The sequence below is a fragment of the Thalassotalea sp. G2M2-11 genome (assembly GCF_017168195.1).
Lineage (GTDB): Bacteria > Pseudomonadota > Gammaproteobacteria > Enterobacterales > Alteromonadaceae > Thalassotalea_E.
Window position 1 is genome coordinate 1,079,270 of record NZ_JADNYL010000001.1, and the last position, 22,817, is coordinate 1,102,086.

General features: G+C 39.7%; 22 protein-coding genes. 4 read left to right on the top strand and 18 right to left on the bottom strand.

Translation table 11 applies throughout. The features are described 5' to 3' along the window. Positions 1-208: 208 nt before the first annotated feature. The 6 genes from IV514_RS04625 to IV514_RS04650 form a co-directional block, all read right to left on the bottom strand. The gene (locus IV514_RS04625) at positions 209-1,240 is read right to left on the bottom strand and encodes a CDP-glycerol glycerophosphotransferase family protein (protein ID WP_206483714.1); all 1,032 of its coding nucleotides are present in this window, start codon (positions 1,238-1,240) and stop codon (positions 209-211) included. Between the two features lie 2 nt (positions 1,241-1,242). Further along, on the bottom strand, positions 1,243-1,638 hold the full coding sequence (locus IV514_RS04630; RefSeq protein WP_206483715.1) for an adenylyltransferase/cytidyltransferase family protein: 396 nt from the start codon (positions 1,636-1,638) through the stop codon (positions 1,243-1,245). 247 nt (positions 1,639-1,885) lie between these two features. Then, positions 1,886-3,412 (bottom strand): capsule assembly Wzi family protein, encoded by a 1,527-nt coding sequence (locus IV514_RS04635; protein WP_206483716.1) that lies wholly within the window; start codon positions 3,410-3,412, stop codon positions 1,886-1,888. 29 nt (positions 3,413-3,441) lie between these two features. Beyond that, positions 3,442-3,858: an adenylyltransferase/cytidyltransferase family protein gene (locus IV514_RS04640; RefSeq protein ID WP_206483717.1), complete on the bottom strand. Its 417-nt coding sequence runs from the start codon at positions 3,856-3,858 to the stop codon at positions 3,442-3,444. Between the two features lie 85 nt (positions 3,859-3,943). Further along, positions 3,944-5,014, bottom strand: coding sequence for a CDP-glycerol glycerophosphotransferase family protein (locus IV514_RS04645; protein ID WP_206483718.1), 1,071 nt, complete (start codon positions 5,012-5,014; stop codon positions 3,944-3,946). 79 nt (positions 5,015-5,093) lie between these two features. Then, the gene (locus IV514_RS04650; protein WP_206483719.1) at positions 5,094-5,708 is read right to left on the bottom strand and encodes a TIGR04211 family SH3 domain-containing protein; all 615 of its coding nucleotides are present in this window, start codon (positions 5,706-5,708) and stop codon (positions 5,094-5,096) included. 148 nt (positions 5,709-5,856) lie between these two features. Between IV514_RS04650 and IV514_RS04655 the strand changes: the two genes are divergently transcribed. Together IV514_RS04655 and IV514_RS04660 are read left to right on the top strand one after the other, a co-directional pair. Then, positions 5,857-7,371 (top strand): CYTH domain-containing protein, encoded by a 1,515-nt coding sequence (locus tag IV514_RS04655; RefSeq protein ID WP_206483720.1) that lies wholly within the window; start codon positions 5,857-5,859, stop codon positions 7,369-7,371. Then, on the top strand, positions 7,371-8,258 hold the full coding sequence (locus tag IV514_RS04660; RefSeq protein WP_206483721.1) for a L,D-transpeptidase family protein: 888 nt from the start codon (positions 7,371-7,373) through the stop codon (positions 8,256-8,258). The genes IV514_RS04655 and IV514_RS04660 overlap by 1 nt, the downstream gene beginning before the upstream one ends. Before the next feature lie 73 nt (positions 8,259-8,331). On the opposite strand, the gene IV514_RS04665 is transcribed toward IV514_RS04660, so the two are convergent. From IV514_RS04665 to IV514_RS04705, 9 genes are all read right to left on the bottom strand, one after another. Next, on the bottom strand, positions 8,332-8,571 hold the full coding sequence (locus IV514_RS04665; RefSeq protein ID WP_206483722.1) for an LPP leucine zipper domain-containing protein: 240 nt from the start codon (positions 8,569-8,571) through the stop codon (positions 8,332-8,334). A 75-nt stretch (positions 8,572-8,646) separates the two neighbouring features. After that, complete coding sequence (locus IV514_RS04670) at positions 8,647-9,117, bottom strand: two pore domain potassium channel family protein (RefSeq protein ID WP_206483723.1); 471 nt, start codon at positions 9,115-9,117, stop codon at positions 8,647-8,649. Positions 9,118-9,126: 9 nt separating this feature from the next. After that, positions 9,127-9,447: a hypothetical protein gene (locus tag IV514_RS04675; protein WP_206483724.1), complete on the bottom strand. Its 321-nt coding sequence runs from the start codon at positions 9,445-9,447 to the stop codon at positions 9,127-9,129. A 2-nt stretch (positions 9,448-9,449) separates the two neighbouring features. Continuing rightward, positions 9,450-10,088, bottom strand: a complete 639-nt coding sequence (locus tag IV514_RS04680; protein ID WP_206483725.1) for a hypothetical protein — start codon at positions 10,086-10,088, stop codon at positions 9,450-9,452. Between the two features lie 69 nt (positions 10,089-10,157). After that, positions 10,158-10,847: a PspA/IM30 family protein gene (locus tag IV514_RS04685; protein WP_206483726.1), complete on the bottom strand. Its 690-nt coding sequence runs from the start codon at positions 10,845-10,847 to the stop codon at positions 10,158-10,160. 25 nt (positions 10,848-10,872) lie between these two features. Next, on the bottom strand, positions 10,873-11,286 hold the full coding sequence (locus IV514_RS04690) for a DUF2170 family protein (RefSeq protein WP_206483727.1): 414 nt from the start codon (positions 11,284-11,286) through the stop codon (positions 10,873-10,875). A gap of 151 nt (positions 11,287-11,437) precedes the next feature. After that, positions 11,438-13,150, bottom strand: coding sequence for a polyamine aminopropyltransferase (locus IV514_RS04695; protein WP_206483728.1), 1,713 nt, complete (start codon positions 13,148-13,150; stop codon positions 11,438-11,440). A 36-nt stretch (positions 13,151-13,186) separates the two neighbouring features. Beyond that, a complete protein-coding gene (locus IV514_RS04700; protein ID WP_206483729.1) occupies positions 13,187-14,089 on the bottom strand; it encodes a DUF350 domain-containing protein in 903 nt (300 codons plus the stop codon). 24 nt (positions 14,090-14,113) lie between these two features. Continuing rightward, positions 14,114-15,094, bottom strand: a complete 981-nt coding sequence (locus IV514_RS04705; protein ID WP_206484027.1) for a hypothetical protein — start codon at positions 15,092-15,094, stop codon at positions 14,114-14,116. Positions 15,095-15,221: 127 nt separating this feature from the next. On the opposite strand from IV514_RS04705, the gene glnE reads away from it, so the two are divergent. After that, positions 15,222-18,107 carry a bifunctional [glutamate--ammonia ligase]-adenylyl-L-tyrosine phosphorylase/[glutamate--ammonia-ligase] adenylyltransferase gene (glnE, locus tag IV514_RS04710; protein WP_346776896.1) on the top strand — a complete coding sequence of 962 codons (2,886 nt, stop codon included), beginning with the start codon at positions 15,222-15,224 and terminating at the stop codon, positions 18,105-18,107. Between the two features lie 19 nt (positions 18,108-18,126). Here glnE and IV514_RS04715 read toward each other — a convergent pair whose 3' ends face one another. Beyond that, positions 18,127-18,789, bottom strand: coding sequence for a TcpQ domain-containing protein (locus tag IV514_RS04715; RefSeq protein ID WP_206483730.1), 663 nt, complete (start codon positions 18,787-18,789; stop codon positions 18,127-18,129). 63 nt (positions 18,790-18,852) lie between these two features. Beyond that, positions 18,853-19,791 carry an LpxL/LpxP family Kdo(2)-lipid IV(A) lauroyl/palmitoleoyl acyltransferase gene (gene lpxL, locus IV514_RS04720; protein ID WP_206483734.1) on the bottom strand — a complete coding sequence of 313 codons (939 nt, stop codon included), beginning with the start codon at positions 19,789-19,791 and terminating at the stop codon, positions 18,853-18,855. 68 nt (positions 19,792-19,859) lie between these two features. Here lpxL and hldE point away from each other — a divergent pair, with 68 nt between their 5' ends. Then, the gene (gene hldE / locus IV514_RS04725) at positions 19,860-21,290 is read left to right on the top strand and encodes a bifunctional D-glycero-beta-D-manno-heptose-7-phosphate kinase/D-glycero-beta-D-manno-heptose 1-phosphate adenylyltransferase HldE (RefSeq protein ID WP_206483736.1); all 1,431 of its coding nucleotides are present in this window, start codon (positions 19,860-19,862) and stop codon (positions 21,288-21,290) included. 79 nt (positions 21,291-21,369) lie between these two features. Here hldE and tolC read toward each other — a convergent pair whose 3' ends face one another. Then, complete coding sequence (tolC, locus tag IV514_RS04730) at positions 21,370-22,746, bottom strand: outer membrane channel protein TolC (RefSeq protein ID WP_206483741.1); 1,377 nt, start codon at positions 22,744-22,746, stop codon at positions 21,370-21,372. Between the last annotated feature and the right edge of the window lie 71 nt (positions 22,747-22,817).

The window sequence follows — 22,817 nt, forward strand, 5'->3', positions numbered from 1 at the left end:
GTTAATTTTTAGCAAGCACTAACTTATCCGCGCAGTTTTTGCGAGGAGTAAGAGGTTGATAATTAATGTGCTTGCTATATTCATTTGTTTAGTTTTTTGTAACTTTATTACATCAGTGATCTATTAATAGCGTATTTACTCAAATATTGTCAAATGCTTATTCATAATTAATCAATATAAATCCATCTATATATCGTATAAGCAGCCATCAAAAGCGCCAATAACCTAATTTTTTACGCTGTTTAAGGTTTCTAAACAGGTTGCGTGGCAATGGCTTTGTCGCCTCTTTTTGTCCCATTAACAACTTTTCTACCGCGGCTAAAATGCGTTGAGATGATTGACCATCTTGATAGGGGTGTAGCTCTTGAGCATAACGGTTAATCGCTTGTTTCAACTCATCACTTGGTGATAATGCTTGGTTGATTGCCTCGGGCAACTGCTCAGCATAGGTAATATCAATTAAGTAATCACCAGGATCACTATTTCGAAAGGTGATCACGGGCTTGTCCAGTAGTGAAAATTCACCTATTACCGAAGAGGTATCAGAAATCATGATATCGGCATAAACCAGTAATTCATTGATATTGTCAGAATCAATGATTTGGCAGTGATCACTTGCTAATGATTGGTATTGGGCAATCCAATCAGTATTCATTTTAGGGTGGAATTTTATCAGCCAGTTATATTGTTCTTGCTCAATAAGGCTTGCAATTTGTTGGTGCAATACTTTGGCTGATGTCAGAGAAGGTGAAAATGTTGGCGCATATAAGATCGTCGGCTTAGTATTTTGAAAGAATTGTTTTGCTGTTGCGGTGAACAAATTATCTAGCTTAGGCCAACCTGTCTCTATCACATCAAAGAATTGATGTTGTAGGGATAATTGCTTAAACCGCGAGGTGGTCGCAACGCCATGTGTACAATATAAATCAAAGCAATCACGAATAACAAAATGACCTTTTTTCTTCCATTCTAAGCCATGAAATACTTGTACTTTAATGCCAGGAATAAAGTTAGGAATAATGTTGCCGGGTACAAAGCAAGCGTCAGGCTTATATGCTACGACTTCATCAACTGTGCTAAATACTAACTCATTGGCTTTAAAGTTTGTTCTATCGACATCATTGCCAGCAACAAACCAGTAGACTTGGTTATTTTGTGCATGAATTTGCTGCTGGAGAGGCCTTAAAATTTCAAAAGAATAGTTTTGAGAAATGTAGAACAAATATTTTCTTGCTTGCACAGTTAATACCGTTTTGTTTTTACGATTTCAATAATTTCTGTGGTAGAGACTGAAGGCGTTCTTGGTAAGTAAATGACTTGACAGATATTGGATAAATGATCAAATTTCCCTGCCCAATCATCTCCCATGACTAAGATATCAGCGTTATAATACTTTATATACTCAGCTTTCAATTCCAGAGATTCTTCAATAAAGACTTCATCCACGCAACGTAACGAACGGATGATATGGAGACGATCTTCTTGGCTGTATATGGGATAACGTTGCTTTTTCGACATATTGAGTTCATCAGAAGAAACACCGACAATAAGATGACTACCATGTAACTTTGCTCTTTCTAAAATATTGACATGACCGGCATGAAATACATCAAACGTGCCAAAGGTGATAATTCGCATATAGTCTTTTTCTCATTAAATCAGGGGCAAGCGCACTCCAAAGGCACTATTATAGATAAAAAATGATAGGTCTACAAAAATATTGCTGATTTTATCTGCTTTTTCAATGGATTAAAAAAGATATATAAAGGTTAACTTGATTTACATGCGTAAGAAGTTTGAGTTTTATCACTGAGCTTGAACTATTAGCTTATCCAGTTTCTGTATAGCGTTTTTAGCTTAAAATAGAGGAAGTTAAGCAGCTAATTTATAAATTATATTCAACTTTGGCAAAGGCATTGACAGTTGTTTTGTTCGCCGTTACTTCATGAAACTTAGAGCGACTTAGGTCAGTCCCAAGAGTAAAGCGCCAGTTACGGTAACTATGCTGAACTTTAGCAGAAAACATCACCATATCTTCAGCCACTGGAGTTAAGGGATTTCCAATGAACGGGTTTTCTGGGGCTTTATCTTGGTTGTCTTGGTTCAACTGTAACCAGCGCATTTTATATTCGTACTGGGTATTTTTATTGGATTGCGAAATAGCACCTAATACTAAAGAGCTTGCATCATTATCATACAAGCTACTGACGGTACGGCTTTGATAGCGCATGCCTGTTTGATAAATATGATGTTCATAATAGCAATTTCCGATGCGGCTGGTGCCATCCCCATTATTGCCATCACGACAAAGAGCGTAAGTGTCTGTGCCTTCTAGGTAGATTTTCCACTGGTAATCTAAGGCATGGATACTGGTTTCAATACCTGCCTGATAGCGTTCTTCTCCTAAAATACTTAGGCCGCCTTTTCTATCACCATCTTCAGCAAATGAAGTAAAATATAACGCAAATGGTTGGTTAAATAGTTGCGAAGACCAACGAATATCATATCCAGCTAATTGATTACCTGGTTCTTTTCCAGCTGCGCACTCCTCAATGGTTGGGCCATTACCACCGCAGTTATCTAAACCTTTTAATATATCTAAAAATGTTGAAAAGTCTTTAGGGCGGTTGTCTCCAGCCCATTGAGCTAGACGTGATATTCCTATTTCAAGTGATTTGGTTGGCTTAAAGTTTAGACGAAAGCCCCAGAGCAAAGTATTCGATATTACTCGATCATCATCCATTTTTCCGAGCAATGTAGTGACAGTCCAAGGAATGGTAATGTTAGTAAAGGGTAAACTTACAGGGATGGCTGATTTTCGAGAAACCGCAATTGCCGGCATTGGTCTTGCGTTGTTAGTTAAACTTAAACTCGTATCCCAGCCGGGGCCCCACCAACGGTTTTGCAAACCAGCAGAAAAAACCCAGTTACCCAAGTAAAATGCGCCATAGCTGTCATCAAATCGAACTTTTTTATCATCATCGGGTGCTGAACTATATGTGGTTGCAATTTTGGCGGCAAAAATATCGCCAATAAAGGTACTGCTGATTTGAAGGTTGTTACGATTTCTAAAATCTTCACCAAAGCTGGTAAAGCGTTTGTCTTTACTTGCGATATTAAAGGAAAACGTTTTCTGATTGCGTTTTGCTAATTTGAGTTGATGCCTGACATAGATCAGTGCTTCTTTAGCCTGTTCATCTAAATCAGAAAGATATGCTTTGTTAATATCTTGAGTAATATCGTGCCACATCAACGGATAGCTGGTGGTCGGCGTGGTGATAATGCCCAGATCAGCTAAATACTGGATATTGGCTCGCAGAAAAATATTCGAGGTATCGACCCAAGGCTCAGCATGAGCCAAGGTAAAGGCAAAAAATAATCCGGCAATTGGCAGTCGATTAAACCTGAGCATTGATATAAAAAGTCTTGATGGTTTGATATTTATTGTATTTTGTCTAGTACTTCGCGTAGTTTGGTACTAGAAGTATGTGAGGTATAGGGGAAATAAAGAATTTCGACACCCACTTCAGCAAATTCTTTTTCAATTTGATTCCATTTATCTGTGCCTTTCCAATCATCACCGACAAACATTCGGTCAAACTTTAGATTATTCCACGCTTCCATTTTATCGTAATTGACCTGTGGGACAACTTCATCGACAAATTTTATTGCTTCAACAATTTCCAAACGTTCATTAAATGGGATCACGGGGGTTTTATTTTTAGCGGCTAATGATAATTCATCACTGGTTACACCTACGATAAGATAATCACATTCAAGCTTTGCTCGTTTAAGCACGTTTAAATGCCCAATATGAAATAAATCAAAAACGCCTGTGGTATAACCTATTTTTTTCATTTTTTGCCTAATGATGAACAAATTTATCCGGTATTCTACATGATGTTTAGCTGATTGCGATAGCCACGATGTGATAAATTATCAATTAACTTGCATGTTGCTGTAAATAACTCACAATGCGTTCGCTTGCTTTGCCATCAAGCTTACCTGCTAGTTTTTCTGCAAAAGCTAAGCGAGTTTCTTCAAGTTGTTTTGGCTGGTTAATTTGTTGTTCAACGAGAGCTTGTAATTGGGAGTATTTTTTAGCATGAACGGCAATTTCAGCATACTCACCGTAATCTTGATCCATACGCTTTTTAAAGCGATAAGAAAATATGCCTCGATAGCTCCAACGTAGTTTCAAAAAATCACACCAAATGACGGGCTTATTAAGTGCTGCAAATTCAAATAATGCTGAAGATGCGTCACTTATCATCAAATCTGCGCTTGCTAAAAAAGGCACGAGAGAGTAGTCAGTAACTTTCGCGAGATATACATTGTCAAATTTTTGCCAGAGCTCAAGCAGTAAGCGTTGCTTTTTATATTTCTCTTTGCTGAGAGAAAAGTAATGAGGCTTGATTAAGATATTATATTGGGAAAATTGCGCCGGGAAATTTGCAGGAAAGCACTCTATGCTACTCGGGTAAAATGTGGGGGCATATAATAAGGTAGGTTTATTAATATCTAACCCTATATTTGCAAGGTCAAAACCCTGAGTTTCATTATTAATTATAGGGTCAAGCTTACAAAAACCCACATCGACAAACGTATCGTTTGGGTACATTTGATTAAAGCGATTGGTGCGGTATTGTCCTTCAACAAAGCGGACACTAGTAGCGGTATCAGATTTTGTATAATAACTGGCTTTTGGACCAATTCCGTGACCGAGCTGAACAGACTGACTAACTTGGTGAACTTGGTCAAGAAAAGGGAAGCTATTAGCGAAGAAGACCCAACTTGCTTTTTGTTTAAGGTAAAATTGTGTAGCTTGCTGTTCGTTGTCAACCCAAATGAAAGTTAACTGCTCTTGTTCAATGATTTGCTCAATGATGGAATCATGGATACCGCGATAAAAAACAAAACTAGCCTTACCTGCGCGTTGTTTAAGCAGAGTATGGTAAACAGGTAAATATTGGGGAAGGTAATATAGGTGACGTACGTCAAAAATTATATGCATGAGGCGCGTTAAATTATTCATGGTAAATAGGGCGATATTTTACCATGAATAATTACTACTGTTCACGGGAATATCGTCATTATCGCCAGTTATCCATACTCGAGCGTTTACGCGCTGCTATGCGGGGTAGGATCAAACCGAGTAATAAACCAATCACTAACACTATTGCGCCATTAAAAAAGTATTCTTTTTTGATCGCCATGTCTTGGGTTGAAAGTTGTGATTGTGTTTGGCTAAGCTGCTTTGTTAAGTCGGTAATCTTTTGGTTCAGTTGCTCATTTTTTTCAGCTAGCTCAAGAATTTCTCGGTTTGCTTTTGACAAATCGTTTGTGGTTTGTAAATTAACATCTTCATTGTCTGCTAATTTCGCATTTAACTCGGCAATAGCGACACGTAAACCGGGTTTGCTACTGACATATTTGCTTTCAACCCAAGTGGTTCTATTTTTACTATCAACAATTTGTGTGTAGCCATTTTCTTGTTTTTCAGTAAGCTTTATTTCGTCACCAGCATTGATACTGCCTAAAATTCGGTAGTTATTACCAGGCCCAGCGTGCATATAAATAAATAAATCGTCAGAAATATATCCAGCGGGTAAATTGTCATAGTCTGATTGCGCATCTGATTCTTGAGCAAATGAGGTAAAATTGACGAGTAACATGGTACATGCCAGCAAACATTTTATTCTTTTCATTGAATTACCAAAACTTTTCTTCACTTCTTGGCAAAATAGTAGGGCTTTGAGTCACTGATAGCAAGGAAAAATATTGCTTCATTGCAGGAGCTTTTGTAAGGTTAATCAATAATCAAACAAATTTGAACGATTTCCGTTTAAGGGAACAATGACAACTGAAGTTGAACTGAAATATTTAGTGCTTAATGAAAACGTAGCACAACGAATAGTTGAGTTACTGAATGTGCACCAACTACCTTTTACTCATCAGGTAAAACAATTAAGTAATTGTTATTACGATACCGCTGATTTAGCCTTGCGTCAGTTAGATATGGGCTTACGTATCCGAATTGATGGCGGCGCTATCGAGCAGACCATTAAAACAGCAGGGCAAGTAGTTGGTGGCCTACACCAACGACCTGAATATAATGTCGCCATGACCAATGCCTTTCCTGAGTTATCATTATTCCCAGACAATATTTGGCCTGAAGTAACTAAGGTAGATAAATTGCAGGCAGAGTTGATCCCTCTGTTTAATACCGATTTCACTCGGGAATTATGGCAAGTAAGTTTTGCTGATAGTGAAATTGAGCTGGTTTTCGATCAGGGCGAGATCAGTTCATCGGGTGAACAGTTAGCTATCTTTGAAATTGAGTTAGAATTAATCTCAGGGAATCGTGGTGATTTATTTGCTCTGGCTCAGCTTCTCTTTTCGACCCTTTCATTGCGGGCGGGAACAGAAAGTAAGGCTGCTCGAGGCTATCAGTTGTTTTTTAAACAAAGGCGTCCATCGACAACGGTGTCACTCGATATTCAAGCTGCTAGCGATAATATTCAGCGTTATTTTTTATCAGGAATTGATAGTTGTTTACAAAAGTTGCAGCAAGTCATTGCCGATTATTTACAGACAAAAAAATTAACTAAGCTAGCAGAATTTGTCGATATTTTATCATTATTGCGCCATGGTTTTTGGTTGTTTGAGCAACATTTGACTGATAATACACAAGAATTACGCGCAGAAATCAGCCATTTTATTCAATTATTTGCTTGGGTTGATAATGCTATTTATCTACGAGAGTTAATGAACAAAACCGGTAATTATCGGAAAAAACTGGAATACAGTGAGCAATTGATCCAGCGATTAAAGCTAGAGAAAAGTCATTTTCCAGATTACCTTATGGTTAAACAATTGTTACACAGTGAGCGTTTCAATCAGTTACAGCTATCACTGCTTGTCTTAGTGGTTGATGGCAATAGTAGTAATTATTTCTCTCAACAAGCATCAGCAGGATCTGTAACTGAGTTTGCTAAAACTAAATTATCGGATAGTTTGATTGCCTTGGAGAAAGAGGTAGTCAAAGTTGATAACTTAAATGCAGAACAGTATTTAGCTCAACGAAAAATGTTACACCGTAGCTTATTAACTGGGCACTGGTTTGGTGAGCTCTTTAATGAGCAGAGCAGGGCTGAATTTCGTATTCCATGGCTAGATATTAAGATGGGATTGCGGGAATTACAAAGTTTATGGATCATCAAACAGCAGTTAGAAAAATTAGATGAGCGCAATGAACCGGAGATTCAAAAAATAATTCGCTGGCAACAAAGTAAGGTGGAAAATTTATTAACAGCTTTGTCTCATAGCAAAACAGCTGCACTTGCCTTACCGGCTTACTGGTTAAGCTAATGACAAAGTTATTTTTGAGCCTTGTATGTTGGCTTTCATTACTTGGTGAACTATCTGCAACGGTTTATTCGTTACCTCCGAGTGATTCTCGTCTCTTAGGAGAGCCGGTGAGTTATCGCGTGGAATCAGGAGATTATTTTCAAGCAATCGCGGAATACCATGATGTTGGCTTACTCGCGTTGATTGCTGCTAACCCTGATGTTGATCCTTTTTTGCCTAAAGTCGGACAAAGATTAACGATCCCAAAGCAAATGCTACTGCCTTACGCTGAACGAAAAGGCATAGTGATTAATTTAGCAGAATTGCGTTTATATTATTTTCCTCCAGGTGAACAACTGGTTTATGTTTTTCCTGTAGGTATTGGCCGGCAGGGGTTATCAACGCCTGAAGTGGTAAGTTATATTGGTGAGAAAAGAAAAGATCCGGTTTGGCGTCCAACCCAGGCGATGAGAGCAAGGTATTTTGATGAACACGGAGTAGAATTAGCCAAAGAAATTCCTGCAGGCCCGAATAACCCTTTTGGTCAGTATGCGATGCGTATAGGCACCAGTGAATATTTGATCCATGGTACCAATCAACGCATGGGTATTGGTATGCGCGCAAGCTCCGGTTGTATTCGTATGTATGAACCTGATATTGAATGGCTTTTTAATAATGTTCATAAAGGCACACAAGTCCGTATTATTAATCAGGCCATTAAAATGTCTTATGAACGTGACGGACAGAAATTGATTGAGGTGCATCGGCCATTAAGTGAACAAGGAGCATTATCAATGGATACATTATCTCCAGCGGTTAGTCGCTTTATTGGAGAAGAACCTCAGCATCAACAACAATTGGCAGAGCTTATTAAACAACCAAATGGGATTGTGGTGCCATTACAATAAAGTCTTAGCGCAAAGGCTAAGACTTTATCTCTTGATACCGACTATAGATATTTACAGTAGTTAGTATAGGATCTTACTTCTTGTAACTAGCCGCAACGTTATCAATGCGTTGGTTAGTTTGTTCTTGTGCTTGTTCTAAAATAGTTAACGCATCAGTATTTTTTTGTTGCTGAGCTTTGATTTTAGAGACTTCTAGGGTTAATTTATCAACTTTATTCGACAATGAACTGACTTGTTGCTCAAGGCCTTCGTTACTGGCACAACCAATAGTTAATGACATAAGTGCGATAAACGATAAATGTTTGACTAACATGATTGACTCCCTAATAGATCATGACTGTTTGTTTTTATTGTGTTTAGTATGGCATAGTTCAGGCAATTCAACAGTCTATTTGCTTTCTTTTTCAACAATTCTTTCTATTTTTTCTACTAGTAAGTCGATTTTTTGCTCTAATTTGATGTTATGCGCCAATAAATCTCGGTTTTGTTTTCTTAATTCGCGGTTTTTCACATTAGTATCGGAAAAACCAACAAATTTATTAACAAATTGAGCGCCGACAAAACCCACCATCCCGACACCAATATAAAACATAGCGGCAACAATAATGCGGCCTTCTAGAGTAACAGGATAATAATCACCAAAGCCTATGGTGCTGGCACTCATTTGCAATGTCCAAAATGCGTCTCGATAAGTTAATATATTGCCGTTTTCAGCGACTTGCTCAAAGTGAAATAGTGGCACAGATAATAGCGCAATAATGCCATATAATACGGCGACAGTAATGATTAGCAGGTAGAAAGAGTTGTAATTTTTAACACCGAATTCATCGATGGTATAAGTTTTGAGAGATTCTTTCATAATAAACGTTTAATTGTTATTGATATAATTGATTAAATCATCCATCAATTTACGTTTAATTTCTAGTTGTTGATCGACATCTAATTGATATTTTTCTGCCAGAACGCGGTAATCGTCTGCCGATAAGCTGACCGTTAAGCGAGGGCGTTTGGGACGTCGATTGATGGGGAGCCCTAAGATATCACGAATTTTATCCGACGGGCTTAAGCCATCTTCTAGCGCTTCTTTGCGGATCTCTAATTGAATTTTTTCATCCATATCAAATGCCACTTGCGTTGCTTTCACGGCTTTGACTGAGGATTGCCATTTCTCAGGTAATTTTCTACTCACAGTTAACTTCCAGGGTACATATCAATAATATCATGTGTTGGACGGTATAAGGTTAAGCATACGTCAGTATCACCATCTTGCCACACTTCCAGTTCGATACCACGACTTTGATCTTCATTAAGTAATTGATAAAGCTCGAACTGTTCACCAGCGTCAGCTCCTTCGTAACTGGACAGTTGCTCCGTACGATGATCTTTGCGATGAAAGTAGCCTACTTTAGCAAAGATGCTTTGTTGGTATTGCTCAGCGCTCCAACCTTGAGATAAATCAGTATCGGCTTGTTTAACTAAAAAAGCCTCGCCGGGCTCATCAAAAATGGTGGCAAACTCATCGAGATCAAACAGGTTTTCAACGTCGTGATGTTGAATTTTCAAAGAGAATTTTAAATAGGTTTTATCGTCAATATCAAGGCTTAAAAATAATTCAGTATCATCATTACCGGTTAACACCCACTCAGTTTCAGTATGGTGCTCATATTCATAGCTGTTCACTGCACTTACTTGAAATTGCTGTTGACGTAAGTTTTCTGGTAACGCAAAGCTATCTGTGAGGACAATAATGTCGTTGACCTTTAGATCGTTGACATTGGTGATTTGACGGGCGGCTTGCTCTTTATTGAATATTTTTTTGAAAAAACTCATAGCTTAATACCATAAAAACCGCACCATTACAGGGGGGAGTAAATGGTGCGGTTGGAAAAGTGAAAATAATTACTTTTGTTTTGCTTTTAAGCGCTCAAGTACCGAGTTGGCACTATTATCTGTCGCGCCGATACCTGCCTCTTTTAGTTTTGCTTCAAGTGATGAATCTGAGTTTTCAGACTCAAGTACTTCAGCCGCTTTCATTTGATCATCAAATTTTTGCTGTTTCGCTTTAATTCGTTCTAAAGAGTCTTTGGCGTTTAATAGCTTAGAGTTACTCGATGAAAAGTTATCAGTGATCGCAGAAGTGGCTTTTTGTACGCTTTCTGTCGTCTTCACCATAGATAATTGACGCTTGTACTCTTGTACTTGTCGTTCACTTTTCTTCACTAATTCTTTTAAACGATCAGCATTAGTTGAGAAACTGTCTAAGGCTTGTTGCTGAGTGCTTAATTCATTCTCAAGAGCGGAAATTTTTTCAGCAACGGCTAATGCCAGTGCTTCGTCGCCTTTTTCTAACGCTTGCACTGCATAGCCTTCATGCTCAGTGATCTCACGTTTGATGCGGTCAACTTCGCGGCTGGCAGACATTTGTTGTGCCATTACGCCGGTTAAATCGCGTTTTGCTTTCGTTAAATGATTCTCGGCATCACGGATTTCTTGTTCAAAAATTCGGGTCGCGTTGGCATCAACAATGGTTTCGCCTACTTCCGTTGCACCACCACGGATAGCGGTCATGATTTTCTTAAAAATACTCATAATAAAAACTCCAATAGGTGGTCAATTAAACTAGAAAATCGCTCATGTCATCAATTATTTCGATGGCGTTATTGCTTAGAACTGCCAGTTCATGTTCAATATCGTCAAATGTCGAATTAATTGATAGAGCGCCAAAAATCACATATTTATCACCAATTTTTGAAAAAGATGATAACGGCATAGGAATGTTCATTTCTAGCATGCTTTCATGCATGTCATCGATGCTTGCAGGTTTAACTTCATCTGTGCCCCATAAATAGGTAATACACAGTATTTGGTCATCGGTAACAGAAACAAAAATAGGTAATTCTTCACGTCCGATAACGGTTATTTGTAATACATCAACTTCACCTGAAATAGGTTGGCAGTCAAACACCATACCTGTTTCAGAATCATCAGCTAAGGTATTCAAGTGATTCGCAATTTTGTGAATATTCATGTGATTCCTCATATTAATTCAAATGATTGTCAACGAATTATCCTGACAATCAGACGACATAATATGTCGTTAGAGGCTAATTTACCACTGTGACATAATATGTCAAGAAACTATTTGTATTTTTATCAACAGATATTATTAACCTATTTTACTACTGTGTATAGGCGCTATTTAATCCTTGTTGATCTTGCCATGCCTTTTGGTGCAGTTGATAAAGCGTGTGGCTACCTAAATAATTGATCGGTACTGTTTTCTTATCTTGATAAAAGCCATGGGCGAACTCAAAACTGCCGAGTAACATAGGCAACGTCAGCCATGATTGTTCAATAGGAAATTGCGTTAATTGCTTTAATCGATGACTGGGGCTTAAGCCTCTTTTCGCAGCAATCGTCCACCCCCATTCGCCAAAGCTTGGCACATTATCATGGTATTGTTCAACGTGTTTAAATTCTGCGGCTTCAACGGTGTTACCTATTGAAATAAAAGCTTCTTTTGCGTGATATGGACTGGTTGATTGAATCGCGAGTAAACCATCGCCTGCCAATAGCTGTTTTAATCGCGCATAAAAATTAACAGAATATAATTTATTGAGATCCGGGTGGCTGGGATCAGGTAAGTCAACAATAATGCTATCAAAGCTTTTTTGTTGCTGAATCAGTTGATTGATAGCAAGAAATGCGTCACTGGCAATAACCTCTACATTGCTCGCGGATAATGCTTGCTGATTTAACTGTTTGATTCTTTGTGCCAAAGTATTGGGTAAGTGTTTTTCGGGAGATTGAAAAATTGACAATAACTCATTGTCTAAATCGATCAGTGTGACATGTTGAGGTTGCCATTTAAGTACATCTCTTAATGCGAGTCCATCTCCACCACCAATGATTAAGATCTCATCATGGCGTGCTGAACCCGCTAAGGCTGGAGCAACGAGGTAACTATGATAGATGTGTTCATCGCTTGATGAAAATTGTAAGCGACCATTTAAATAAAAGTTAATGATGCTTGGCTGATATAAGCCCATCGCCCGTTCAGTAAAGGTGAGCTGTTGATAGCGTGTTTTATCGGTATAAATGACTTTGTCGAGATACAGCAAATTACTCAGTTGATTCATCCAGCCATTACCTTGCTGATAGATAACAACGATAATTAACGCTAAAACACAATGCAAAGACACTAAGGTTTTGCGCCAGTTGAGTTTTTGCCAATAATAGAAGATAAAAACGAAACCTGCGGTTAAGTTGAGCGCTGCGGTTAGCGCACTTGCCTTACTGATATCAATACTCAAAAGTACTAATACCCAAATAGCGGCGCCAATGCCTGCACCAATGTAATCAGCGCCGTATATAGTGCCAAGATTATTGGCTAAGTGCTTTTGGTGAATTTGCTCTCTAATTTTGGCAATCAGTGGTATTTCCATACCAATAAAAAAGCCTAACAGTAAGCCAAAGAAATACGGGCTATTGATCGCTAAAAAGCTCAGCTGTTTAAAAAATCCACCACGTGGTTGTATATCTGGTGGTAAGTTGAACGTGTCAGCCAATACTTGTGGTAATAATTGTGTCGCAGCAATTAAACAAGCGATGATTAAAATAGCACTGGTGCCGAGAAAGGCGATAATTAATTCTAGCCAGACAAAGCCATTAAAGGCACACGTAATTTTACGTGCAGCAAAAGCGCCTAGCCCCATAGAGACTATCATTAAGCCAATCATGGCATAGATAGCACTCTCCATAACGCCGAGCACACGGCCTGCGTAATGGGAGAGTAAATATTCATAGATCAAGCCACAGCCGGCAAGTACCGCCATGGTGAGGATAAGCAGCACATCATTAAAGATGAGCTGCTGTTTTGTGGCTTTTTTCACTGAACTGTTTTGATTGCTTGTGTGCAAAACTCTTCGTTAGGCCATTAACGCTGTTAAAATTAACGCAATAGAAATACTAATGGCCATTTCAACACTGGCAACACCGATATTGTGCTGTTGATCGACTTCTTCTGACAGGTTAATGCCCCATAAGATGATACGTTTTGCAATCGCCGTTAGTATAGCGACTAATGCGGTCATGATAATACTGATCACAAACCAACCGATCAGGTTTGAAACAAGTGCATCGGCACTATAAATTAGAAAATGGCTGGCTGCTGTCACAGCAAGCGCGGTACTAATGACTTGTCCCGCATAACGGATCGCTAAGGCGACTTGTCCGTTAGCAAAAGCTTCTTGCAGACTGTCATTTTGATTATCATTTGCGTATTGACGCTCTTTTAAGCGGGTGACAATAATCAGCATGGTTTGTGCGACTAAAAAGCCGGTAATAATGGCAATAAAGGTACTGACGGTTAAGCCATGCACCCAAAGTAATACCGCTCTAATAATCACCGCAGTGGCAATGGCGCCAGCTGCGTCAACTAAACCTACAGTGATATTTCTTGCTTTGATTTGTTCGGTTTTCTTAATTTCATTCAGTGCCAGACGATCATGGATAAAGCGTCCTATCTTTATTAACACAAGGCCAAGTAAGCCGTATGAAAGCATACCGATTATTTCTAATTGGTAGCTGTCAGCATTCTCACCAGTGATAGCACCCGTTAACACGATACCAAGCGCTGCAACACTACCAGCAACACTGATCCCAAATGCAAAGTTATCTTCCTTGGCAAGCTCATCAGTGGCATTTACTTTGGCAGATAAACCTGAAACAAACTTCATTGCACCAAGCAAAATAATGGCGATGGTGATGTCTATGGCGAGAAAGATAAGTAAATCTGTCGTTAAACCGGTTATTTCAAATAATGTATTCATAATAAATTCCTTGCGATCGTCCTGTTATTTGCCACGTCTAAAGCTGCGAGAAGTCGTGTTTCGACTATTTCGAAAGCTGGCGCTTTTTGAGTAGGATGATTTTTTTGCGAACGAGCTTTTTCGGCTGGAGCTGGCAAAACGTTTGGCACTGCTTTGGGCACTTTTACTTTGCCCTGATAAACTTGAGGAGCCTGTACGACTTTTACTGTAGGCGCTGGTAAATTTTTGTCCTTTGCTAGCAAAAGATTTTCGTGTGCGAGTATCTAGATCCGTTTGCTTGCGTAATTGACTCGGTGAGCTATAACGTGTTCTGCCATAGTCATTATAATAGCTGTAATTGCGATAACGTCCCCAGTCATTGTAATAAATGCGTTTACGGCGATAATCAAACAAGTTATCCATCATAGCGTACATGCCATACCAAGCCCAAAAAGACATGCCATTACTACCTGTTTGCCATTGGCCATAATTAGGGTTTCCAATGAGCTGTTCACCAACACCAAAATCTTGCGCATTATTTGCCTGCAAGCTTTGGGCTTTTGACAACGCATTTACCCGAGGTAATTGACCGTCTGACATATCGGCCAATACGTTTAATGGGTCACTTAATGCATCAGAATAAAGCACAGGATCGGCTGCTTGATAAATATTGAGTAATTCCTCGTATATCGCTTGGTTGCTGCTAAACATTTGTGGTTGATTTTTAACAGTATTGAGTCTGTCCAACAAGGCTTTATACATAGGACCTTGAGTGGTGGCATCTTTTTCAAACTCATCGATTAAATCGGATAACTCTGGTTTACTTTGACGTAATTTCTGACTATAAGTGCGGATCAATTTTGCATTGCGCACTTGCCCTTGCTCAAGTGCTGAAGCCAATTGAGCCACACGTTGTTCGCTGATAGGGGTTTGTTTGGCTATTTGTTCGAGTACTGGATCTGAACATCCAGCTAAGATCAAACAAATAGCGATAATTAGCGTTTTAATACGGTGCATTCCTGCCATAGTTCCCTCAAAAATGCTATGGTTATCATCTATTAATAACATTGATGACATAATATGTCCAATGTTTGATTGGTATATTCTAACGTAATCTATCTTAGCTGTATCATTTTTATTTATCGAGGGCGTTGTGGAAAAAGTGTCGGAAATCTTTACTTCATCATGTTTGGTAAGCCAGCAAGCCAAAAGTTGGCGGGAATTTAGCGAACAATACCCAAGGTTAACAGAGCAGTTTAGTGATCGATTTGAGCAACAAACGGTTGAAGATTTTCAGCGGATAATTACGTTAAGTGATTTTGTCTTGCGTTCAAGTTTACAAGCGCCAGAAATCGTTCTTGCTTTATTTGAAAGTGGTGATATTTATCAACAAGATATGCCAAATTATGCGCGTTTATTGCAAGCTAGGTTAAGTGATTGCACTTCGGAAGAACAACTTCATCAACAACTGCGCTTATTTCGTTTAGAGCAGATGGTAAAAATTGCTTTTGCCGATTTAGTACTAGGCATTGAGTTGGATGCATCATTAAAGCGTTTATCTACCTTAGCCGACGAGATCATTCTTGCTGCACTTGGTTGGCTAACCAACTTTTGTCAGGCTAAATGGGGCGTTCCCACTAATAGACAGGGAAAAGCACAGCCCTTACTTGTCTATGGCATGGGTAAGCTTGGGGGCAGAGAGCTAAATTTTTCATCTGATATTGATTTGATTTTTGTTTATCCCGAGTCAGGTGAAACACAAGGGGCAAGAAAGAGTATTGATAATCAACAGTTTTTTACCCGTTTAGGGCAAAAGTTGATCACCGCATTACATCAAAAAACACTCGATGGTTTTGTTTATCGTGTTGATATGCGTTTACGACCATTTGGTGAAAGCGGACCGTTAGTGTTGACATTTAATGCCATGGAAGATTATTACCAAGAGCAGGGCCGTGATTGGGAACGTTATGCCATGTTAAAAGCAAGGCTTATTGGTGAAGGTGAGTATCATGGCGAGTTGTCTAACATGCTTAGGCCATTTGTCTATCGCAGGTATATTGATTTTAGTGTGATAGATAGTCTGCGCCGGATGAAGTCAATGATCGCTCAGGAGGTAAGGCGTAAGCAGTTAACAGGGAATATTAAATTAGGCGCAGGTGGTATTCGTGAAATCGAGTTTATTGTACAAGTTTTTCAGTTGATCCGTGGTGGTCGCATTAAACCTTTGCAGCGACGAAATTTGTTAACGGTTCTGCCCTTACTGGTTGAACATCAGGAAATATCGCGCCATAGTGCACAAGTCCTTGAACAGGCATATCGTTTTTTACGCCGCGTAGAAAACATTATTCAAGCTTTGGATGATCAGCAAACACAAACCTTACCTGAAAACCCGCTGGATCAAGCGCGAATTTTACAAATATTAGGGAATAAAGACTTTACTGACTGGCAAGGATTTTTAGCTTATTTAGCACAGATGACGAGTGCGGTGCATCAAGAATTTATGTCGCTCATTGGTGAGGAAAGTCCTCAGCATGATACTCAGGATCAACATTGGATCACTTTATGGGAAAGTGAATGGACTGATGAGGAAGCCTGTCAGTGGATCGCAAAATATCAACCTCAATGGCAAGCTGAGAAAGTATGGCGGTTATTGCATGATTTTCAAAGTGAGTTAACCAAGCGTGGTTTGGGCAATCGTGGCCGTGTTGTTATTGCCAAGTTAATGCCATTATTACTGAGTCATATTGCTGAAATTAATGGTAATGAACTCACGCTAGAGCGGGTGATGTGGGTTGTCACTAAGATCACAACACGGACAGCCTATTTAGAGTTACTGTACGAAAATCAAGGGGCGTTACACCACTTAGTTAAATTGTGCGACCAAAGCAGTTGGGTTGCCGAATATATCGCTAAGTTCCCGATCTTACTTGATGAGTTGATCGATCCAAAATTATTGAACAATCCCCCTGCGTTATCGAGTTATAAAAGCGATTTAAGGCAAGCCTTATTACGCATACCTGAAGATGATCTTGAAGCGCAAATGGATGTGCTTCGACAATTCAAACAAGCTCAACAGCTACGTATTGCCGCCGCCGATATTGTTAACGTTTTGCCTGTGACGAAAGTCAGCGATCATTTAACTGCGCTGGCAGAAGCGATTGTGGGTGAAGTCGTTAATATGGCATGGCAGCAGGTTAGTGCGCGTTTTGGTGTGCCAATGTCATTGGTTGATAGTGACGATAAAGGTTTTGCGGTGATAGGTTATGGTAAAACAGGTGGCTGTGAGTTAGGTTATAGTTCCGATCTTGATTTAGTTTTTATTCATAATCGTCAACCTAATGAGGTGACCAACGGTGACAAGTCAGTAGCGGTTAGTCAGTTCTACCTTAAACTTGCTCAGCGTATTATGCATATTTTTAATACCAAGATGACAAGTGGTATTTTATACGAACTGGATATGCGTTTAAGACCGTCGGGGAACTCTGGTGTATTGGTGGTTAATATCAATACCTTTGCTCAATATCAGCAAGAAGATGCATGGACTTGGGAGCATCAAGCGCTCGTTAGAGCACGTGCCATTTTTGGTAGTGAATCGTTAATTGATGACTTTAAACAAGTGCGACAAGAAGTATTAGCCTTATCGCGAGATGAGCAAGAACTGCGAGAGCAAGTGGTCAAAATGCGTCACAAGATGAGAGAACACCTTGATGGCTCTTCTGAAGAATTTATAGATATTAAACAGGGGGTTGGCGGCTTAGTTGATATCGAATTCCTCGCGCAATATTTGTCACTCAATTACAGTGCAACATTTCCATCGATCAGTGAGTATTCTGATAATATTCGAATTTTTGATGCATTAGCGAAAGCTGGTGTGCTTACGGTAGCTGAGAAGAAGTCATTAATCAGTCAATATTGTCGACTACGTGATTATGGTCATCGCACTAGCTTGCGCAGTCAGGCAGCAAAAATGCCGCGTGACGAGTTCGAAAGTTTTGGGCAAGAAGTGCAGTTAATTATCAGCCGGTACTTATCAGGCTGATCATCAAACTGGGAGATCATCAACGTCGTTTGAGTGGAAGAAGGATGCATTCTTCTTCCAAATATTGAGATTCTTTTTCAATAAAAACAATCGTGCGTTGTTGATTACAGAAGAAAGTTTTTAGTCCGTCTTGGAAGTGACCTGAAATGGCTTGGCCTATTTGATAGGCGGTATCGATAATATTTTTATCAATTCGAAAGGGATTTTTGATGACAAAATCTCGATTTAATCGCCAAATAATATCTATACCATCTTGTTCGGCGTATTCTCTAAGCTTTTGGTGCAAGGTATAGCCCTGTCGAAATGGACGGTTTGCTTTTGTGCCTTTCCAGTTGCTACGTAAAGGGCGAGTGGTTAATCGTTTTGCTTCAAGTAGATCGATTAATTCACCTTGTGGCTCAGGGAGATAGACTATGTTATTTCGAATACGCGGGCCAGAACCTTCGTCGGTACCACGAAGGTTGGCATAAAAACGTGATAAACCCTCAGCAGCTTTGTTGTCTTGTTTAATATTTAACTTAGGTTCAGTGCTTATTGTGGCAACATCACCTTCTTTTACCGGAGCTGTGATCATTTCTTCTTTAGTGGTTGAACCAAATAACTCTTCCTCATTGGCGATTAAATAGTAAGCCAAGGCCAACAAAACCATGAGAAAGATAATGTTTTTTATCCAAAATAACATGAGCTTAGCTTTTGCGTTCCACTAAAAATATATAGATTTAGTATATACCATACTGAAAACTTTTTATTTATACAATGATGGATCCGATTTGTTTGGCCGAGTTTTGAAACGACGATGTAACCACATATATTGCTCAGGTTTGACTAGAATTGCTTTTTCTAACTCTTGATTAACCCTGATCACATCAGCCATATCATCCCCAGTGGGAAAGTTCTCAAGCCTTGGTTTTATCTCTAAGGTATAACCGCTGCCATCATCGTTTCGTGTCGGTATTAGCATATGGCTATAGGTATTTTTATTTCTAGCAAAGATTAATGTGCCTGTGGTTGTCGCTGCATCTGGGACGGCAAAAAAGGGCACAAATAAGCTTCTATTACGGCCATAATCTTGATCCGGCAGGTAGATGCAGCTTTCACCATCATTTAGTGCTTTAAGCAAGCCTTTGACGTCTTTTTTCCCTAACATGTATTTATTAGAACGACCTCGGCCGCGATATTGAAAATACTCCATTAATGGATTGTTATGCGGGCGATAAAACACCACCATCGGATGTCCTGTGCCAATGCCGCGACAATTAATTTCAGCGCTTAAATAATGCATCGCAAGTAAAAGTACGCCTTTGCCTTCTTTTTGGGCTTGCTCTAAATGTTCGAGACCAACTACTTTACATTTGCGTTTGACACGCCACTCAGGCCACCACCATCCCATGCCTGTTTCTAATAGGGCGATTCCGGTATTTTCAAAGTTTGTCTTCAGGATGCGTTGACGTTCACTTTCTGACATCTCGGGAAAGCACAGCGCTAAATTACGCTCGGCTACTTTTTTTCGGCTTGAACCAATGAGCAGTAATAATTTGCCGATTTGTCGCCCTAAAAACAGTTGAAAACGGTAAGGTAACCAAGAAACGCAATATAAAATGGTAACACCAAGCCAAGTTAACCAATATTTAGGCAATAGAAAGGATAGTTTAAAATTAGGTTGTAAAACTTTGTTTTTACTCACGGGAGGATGTCAACTCATTGAATTTGATGTGATACACTTAGCTTATTATATCTGGATAGAGGCACAGGATGAAAGTAGATATTCCCGCTTTTGATCAAGCAAACGTTTTAGTGGTTGGCGATATCATGTTAGATCGCTATTGGTATGGGCCTACGCAGCGCATTTCACCTGAGGCACCTGTGCCAGTGGTAAAAATTAATCAAGATGAAGATAGACCTGGTGGTGCTGCCAATGTGGCGTTAAATATTGCCTCACTTGGGGGAAAAGTGACATTAGCAGGTATCACCGGAAGTGATGAAGCCGCCAATACGCTTGCTACTCATCTTCAAGCTATGGATATCAATTGCCAGTTTATTCCACATAATGATGTACCTACCATCACTAAATTGCGGGTCATGAGTCGAAATCAGCAGTTGATCCGCCTTGACTTTGAACAATCATTACAAGCGGTTGAAAAGCAAAGTTTGGCTGCAAAAGTAGAAACCTTAGTGGCACAGCATGATGTCATTTTGCTTTCCGATTATGACAAAGGCACATTATCCGATGTGCAAGTACTGATTGAAATTGCCCGAAAGCATCAAGTGCCAGTACTGGTCGATCCTAAAGGTAGCGACTTTACTAAATATGCAGGGGCTAGTGTGTTAACACCAAATATGGCAGAGTTTGAAGCTATTGTTGGTGAGTGTTCGGATGAAGCGGCGATTGTGGCTAAAGGTCAGCAATTGTTGGAGGAGCTTGGACTAGACGCTATTTTAGTGACTCGAAGTGAACATGGCATGACCTTGCTACGTCGCGATCATGAAGAGTTTCATCTACCGACTCAAGCGCAAGAAGTATACGATGTTACAGGTGCCGGAGATACGGTAATTGCAACACTTGCTTTAGCGGTTGCAGCAAAAGCTGATTACCCACAAGCAAGTGCGTTAGCAAATATTGCAGCAGGTATTGTGGTCGGTAAGTTGGGCACTTCAACGGTTAGCGAAGCTGAAATATTAAATGCTGTGCATACCGGTCAGGAAAGCGGCTTTGGTGTGGTCTCGGAAGAACAGTTAAAAATTGCAGTAGAGATGGCAAAAGCCCGAGGGGAAAAAATTGTCATGACCAATGGCTGTTTTGATATTTTGCATGCAGGCCATGTTTCTTACTTGCAAAATGCGGCTAACTTGGGGGATCGCTTAATTGTTGCGGTGAATAACGATGCTTCGGTTAAACGATTAAAAGGTGCTGGTCGCCCAGTAAACCCAGCTGATAGACGCATGGCAGTGCTAGCGGGCTTAGGAGCTGTTGATTGGCTGGTAAGTTTTTCAGAAGATACGCCACAGCGATTAATTGCAAATATTCTTCCTGATATTTTAGTTAAAGGTGGCGATTATAAGGTGGAAGAAATTGCTGGCGGCGAGGAAGTGTTAGCAAATGGCGGCAGTGTTAAAGTATTAAATTTTGAAGACGGGATCTCAACTACCGAAATTATTAATACCATTCGTTTGGAAGACTCGTGAACAACATTGACTGATTGACAGTAATAAAAAAGGTGTCTAATGACACCTTTTTTAATATGTTTCTGAGATTAAATCATGATTATTCGCTAGGTGCTAAACCTTGGTTAATACTCATAATATCTTTTTCAGAGATTGTACCGCCAGCACGTTTTAACGTTAATATTGACTGAATGTAGTTATAACGTGTTGATGACAAGTTACGCTTGGCATTGTATAAGTTTCTTGTGCTATCAAGCACATCAACTATGGTACGCGTACCGACTTCAAAACCTGCTTCAGTGGCTTTTAGGGCGCTTTCTGCCGAAATAACCGACTGTTCAAGTGCTTTGATGCTAGAGACTGCGGCAATAACGGTATTATACGAATTGCGTGCATTACGTACGACACTGCGATGAGTTCTGGCTAAGTCTTGACTCGCAGCGACATAATTACTTTGCGCTTGTCTTACTGAGCTGCTGATGGCTCCACCTGAGTAGATAGGCACGCGTAAAGTGACACTAATCGATTGGCTGTCATTGTAAGGCGACTCAGGAAAGCTTTGAGTCATTCCATTAGTTGTAAAGTCTGACTGTGATTTTTGTTTTCCATATGAGCCATTTAAATCGAGCGTTGGATAATGACCAGCACGGGCAATATTGATGTTCTCTTTGGCAACATCAACACTAATTTTTTGTGCAATTAAATTTAGGTTTTTCGCTTCGGCGGTTTGTTGCCACTCATTCGCGCTATCTGGGATAGGACGCGAGGCGCTAAAACGTTCGGTATTTAATCGGTTCAAGTTTCTTGGATAAACGTTGGTTATCTCTCTAAGCGCTTCTTCGGCATTAAATACGCTGTTTTCGGCTCGGATCACTGAAGTCACGGCATTATCAAATTGTGCCTGAGCTTCGTGTACCGCAGTTACAGCTGTTAAGCCAACCGAGTAACGTTGTTTGGTTTGCTCTAATTGACGTTCAATCGCTTTCATTTCTGCATTGGCAAACGCTAAATCATCTTTAGCACTCAACACATCAAAGTAGGCTTTTGTGACACGAACAATTAGCTCTTGTTTAGCTGATTGGTAATTGATATCACTTTGATGAGCTAACTTTTTAGCGTTGTCTAGCTTTAACCAGGTATCGTGATGATACAATTGCATATTTAAATTTGCGCCATAGCTAGTGGAATCGGTTTTTGAGGTAATGCTACTACCGAAAGCACCTAAGTCGGCGTTGAAGTTTTGGCTATCACGTTCACTGGCTGATAGCGTTGCACTTGCCGACAGTTGTGGTAACAATAAAGCTCGAGCTTGTTCAATCCCTTCTTGTGACGCATTAAATTGCGCTTGTGCTTTTAATACCACAGGGTCATTGGCTTTGGCTTGTTGATAAACTGACAGTAGATCTTCAGCAAATGTCATTGTGCTGGCTGTTGCACAGGCAAAACCAACCATTAAAGAGGTAATTGTTTTTTTCATGGGTAAGCAATTCCTTGAGTTTGCTATTTTCTCTGTTTTATTTTTATTCTAAATTATTTTTATTATGTTGC

Excerpts from the sequence above, each read along its gene's own strand:
- IV514_RS04630 (WP_206483715.1), bottom strand. The coding sequence starts at position 1,638 with ATGCGAATTATCACCTTTGGCACGTTTGATGTATTTCATGCCGGTCAT.
- IV514_RS04635 (WP_206483716.1), bottom strand. The coding sequence starts at position 3,412 with ATGCTCAGGTTTAATCGACTGCCAATTGCCGGATTATTTTTTGCCTTT.
- IV514_RS04640 (WP_206483717.1), bottom strand. The coding sequence starts at position 3,858 with ATGAAAAAAATAGGTTATACCACAGGCGTTTTTGATTTATTTCATATT.
- IV514_RS04645 (WP_206483718.1), bottom strand. The coding sequence starts at position 5,014 with ATGCATATAATTTTTGACGTACGTCACCTATATTACCTTCCCCAATAT.
- IV514_RS04650 (WP_206483719.1), bottom strand. The coding sequence starts at position 5,708 with ATGAAAAGAATAAAATGTTTGCTGGCATGTACCATGTTACTCGTCAAT.
- IV514_RS04655 (WP_206483720.1), top strand. The coding sequence starts at position 5,857 with ATGACAACTGAAGTTGAACTGAAATATTTAGTGCTTAATGAAAACGTA.
- IV514_RS04660 (WP_206483721.1), top strand. The coding sequence starts at position 7,371 with ATGACAAAGTTATTTTTGAGCCTTGTATGTTGGCTTTCATTACTTGGT.
- IV514_RS04665 (WP_206483722.1), bottom strand. The coding sequence starts at position 8,571 with ATGTTAGTCAAACATTTATCGTTTATCGCACTTATGTCATTAACTATT.
- IV514_RS04670 (WP_206483723.1), bottom strand. The coding sequence starts at position 9,117 with ATGAAAGAATCTCTCAAAACTTATACCATCGATGAATTCGGTGTTAAA.
- IV514_RS04680 (WP_206483725.1), bottom strand. The coding sequence starts at position 10,088 with ATGAGTTTTTTCAAAAAAATATTCAATAAAGAGCAAGCCGCCCGTCAA.
- IV514_RS04685 (WP_206483726.1), bottom strand. The coding sequence starts at position 10,847 with ATGAGTATTTTTAAGAAAATCATGACCGCTATCCGTGGTGGTGCAACG.
- IV514_RS04690 (WP_206483727.1), bottom strand. The coding sequence starts at position 11,286 with ATGAATATTCACAAAATTGCGAATCACTTGAATACCTTAGCTGATGAT.
- IV514_RS04700 (WP_206483729.1), bottom strand. The coding sequence starts at position 14,089 with ATGAATACATTATTTGAAATAACCGGTTTAACGACAGATTTACTTATC.
- IV514_RS04705 (WP_206484027.1), bottom strand. The coding sequence starts at position 15,094 with ATGGCAGGAATGCACCGTATTAAAACGCTAATTATCGCTATTTGTTTG.
- IV514_RS04715 (WP_206483730.1), bottom strand. The coding sequence starts at position 18,789 with ATGTTATTTTGGATAAAAAACATTATCTTTCTCATGGTTTTGTTGGCC.
- hldE (WP_206483736.1), top strand. The coding sequence starts at position 19,860 with ATGAAAGTAGATATTCCCGCTTTTGATCAAGCAAACGTTTTAGTGGTT.
- tolC (WP_206483741.1), bottom strand. The coding sequence starts at position 22,746 with ATGAAAAAAACAATTACCTCTTTAATGGTTGGTTTTGCCTGTGCAACA.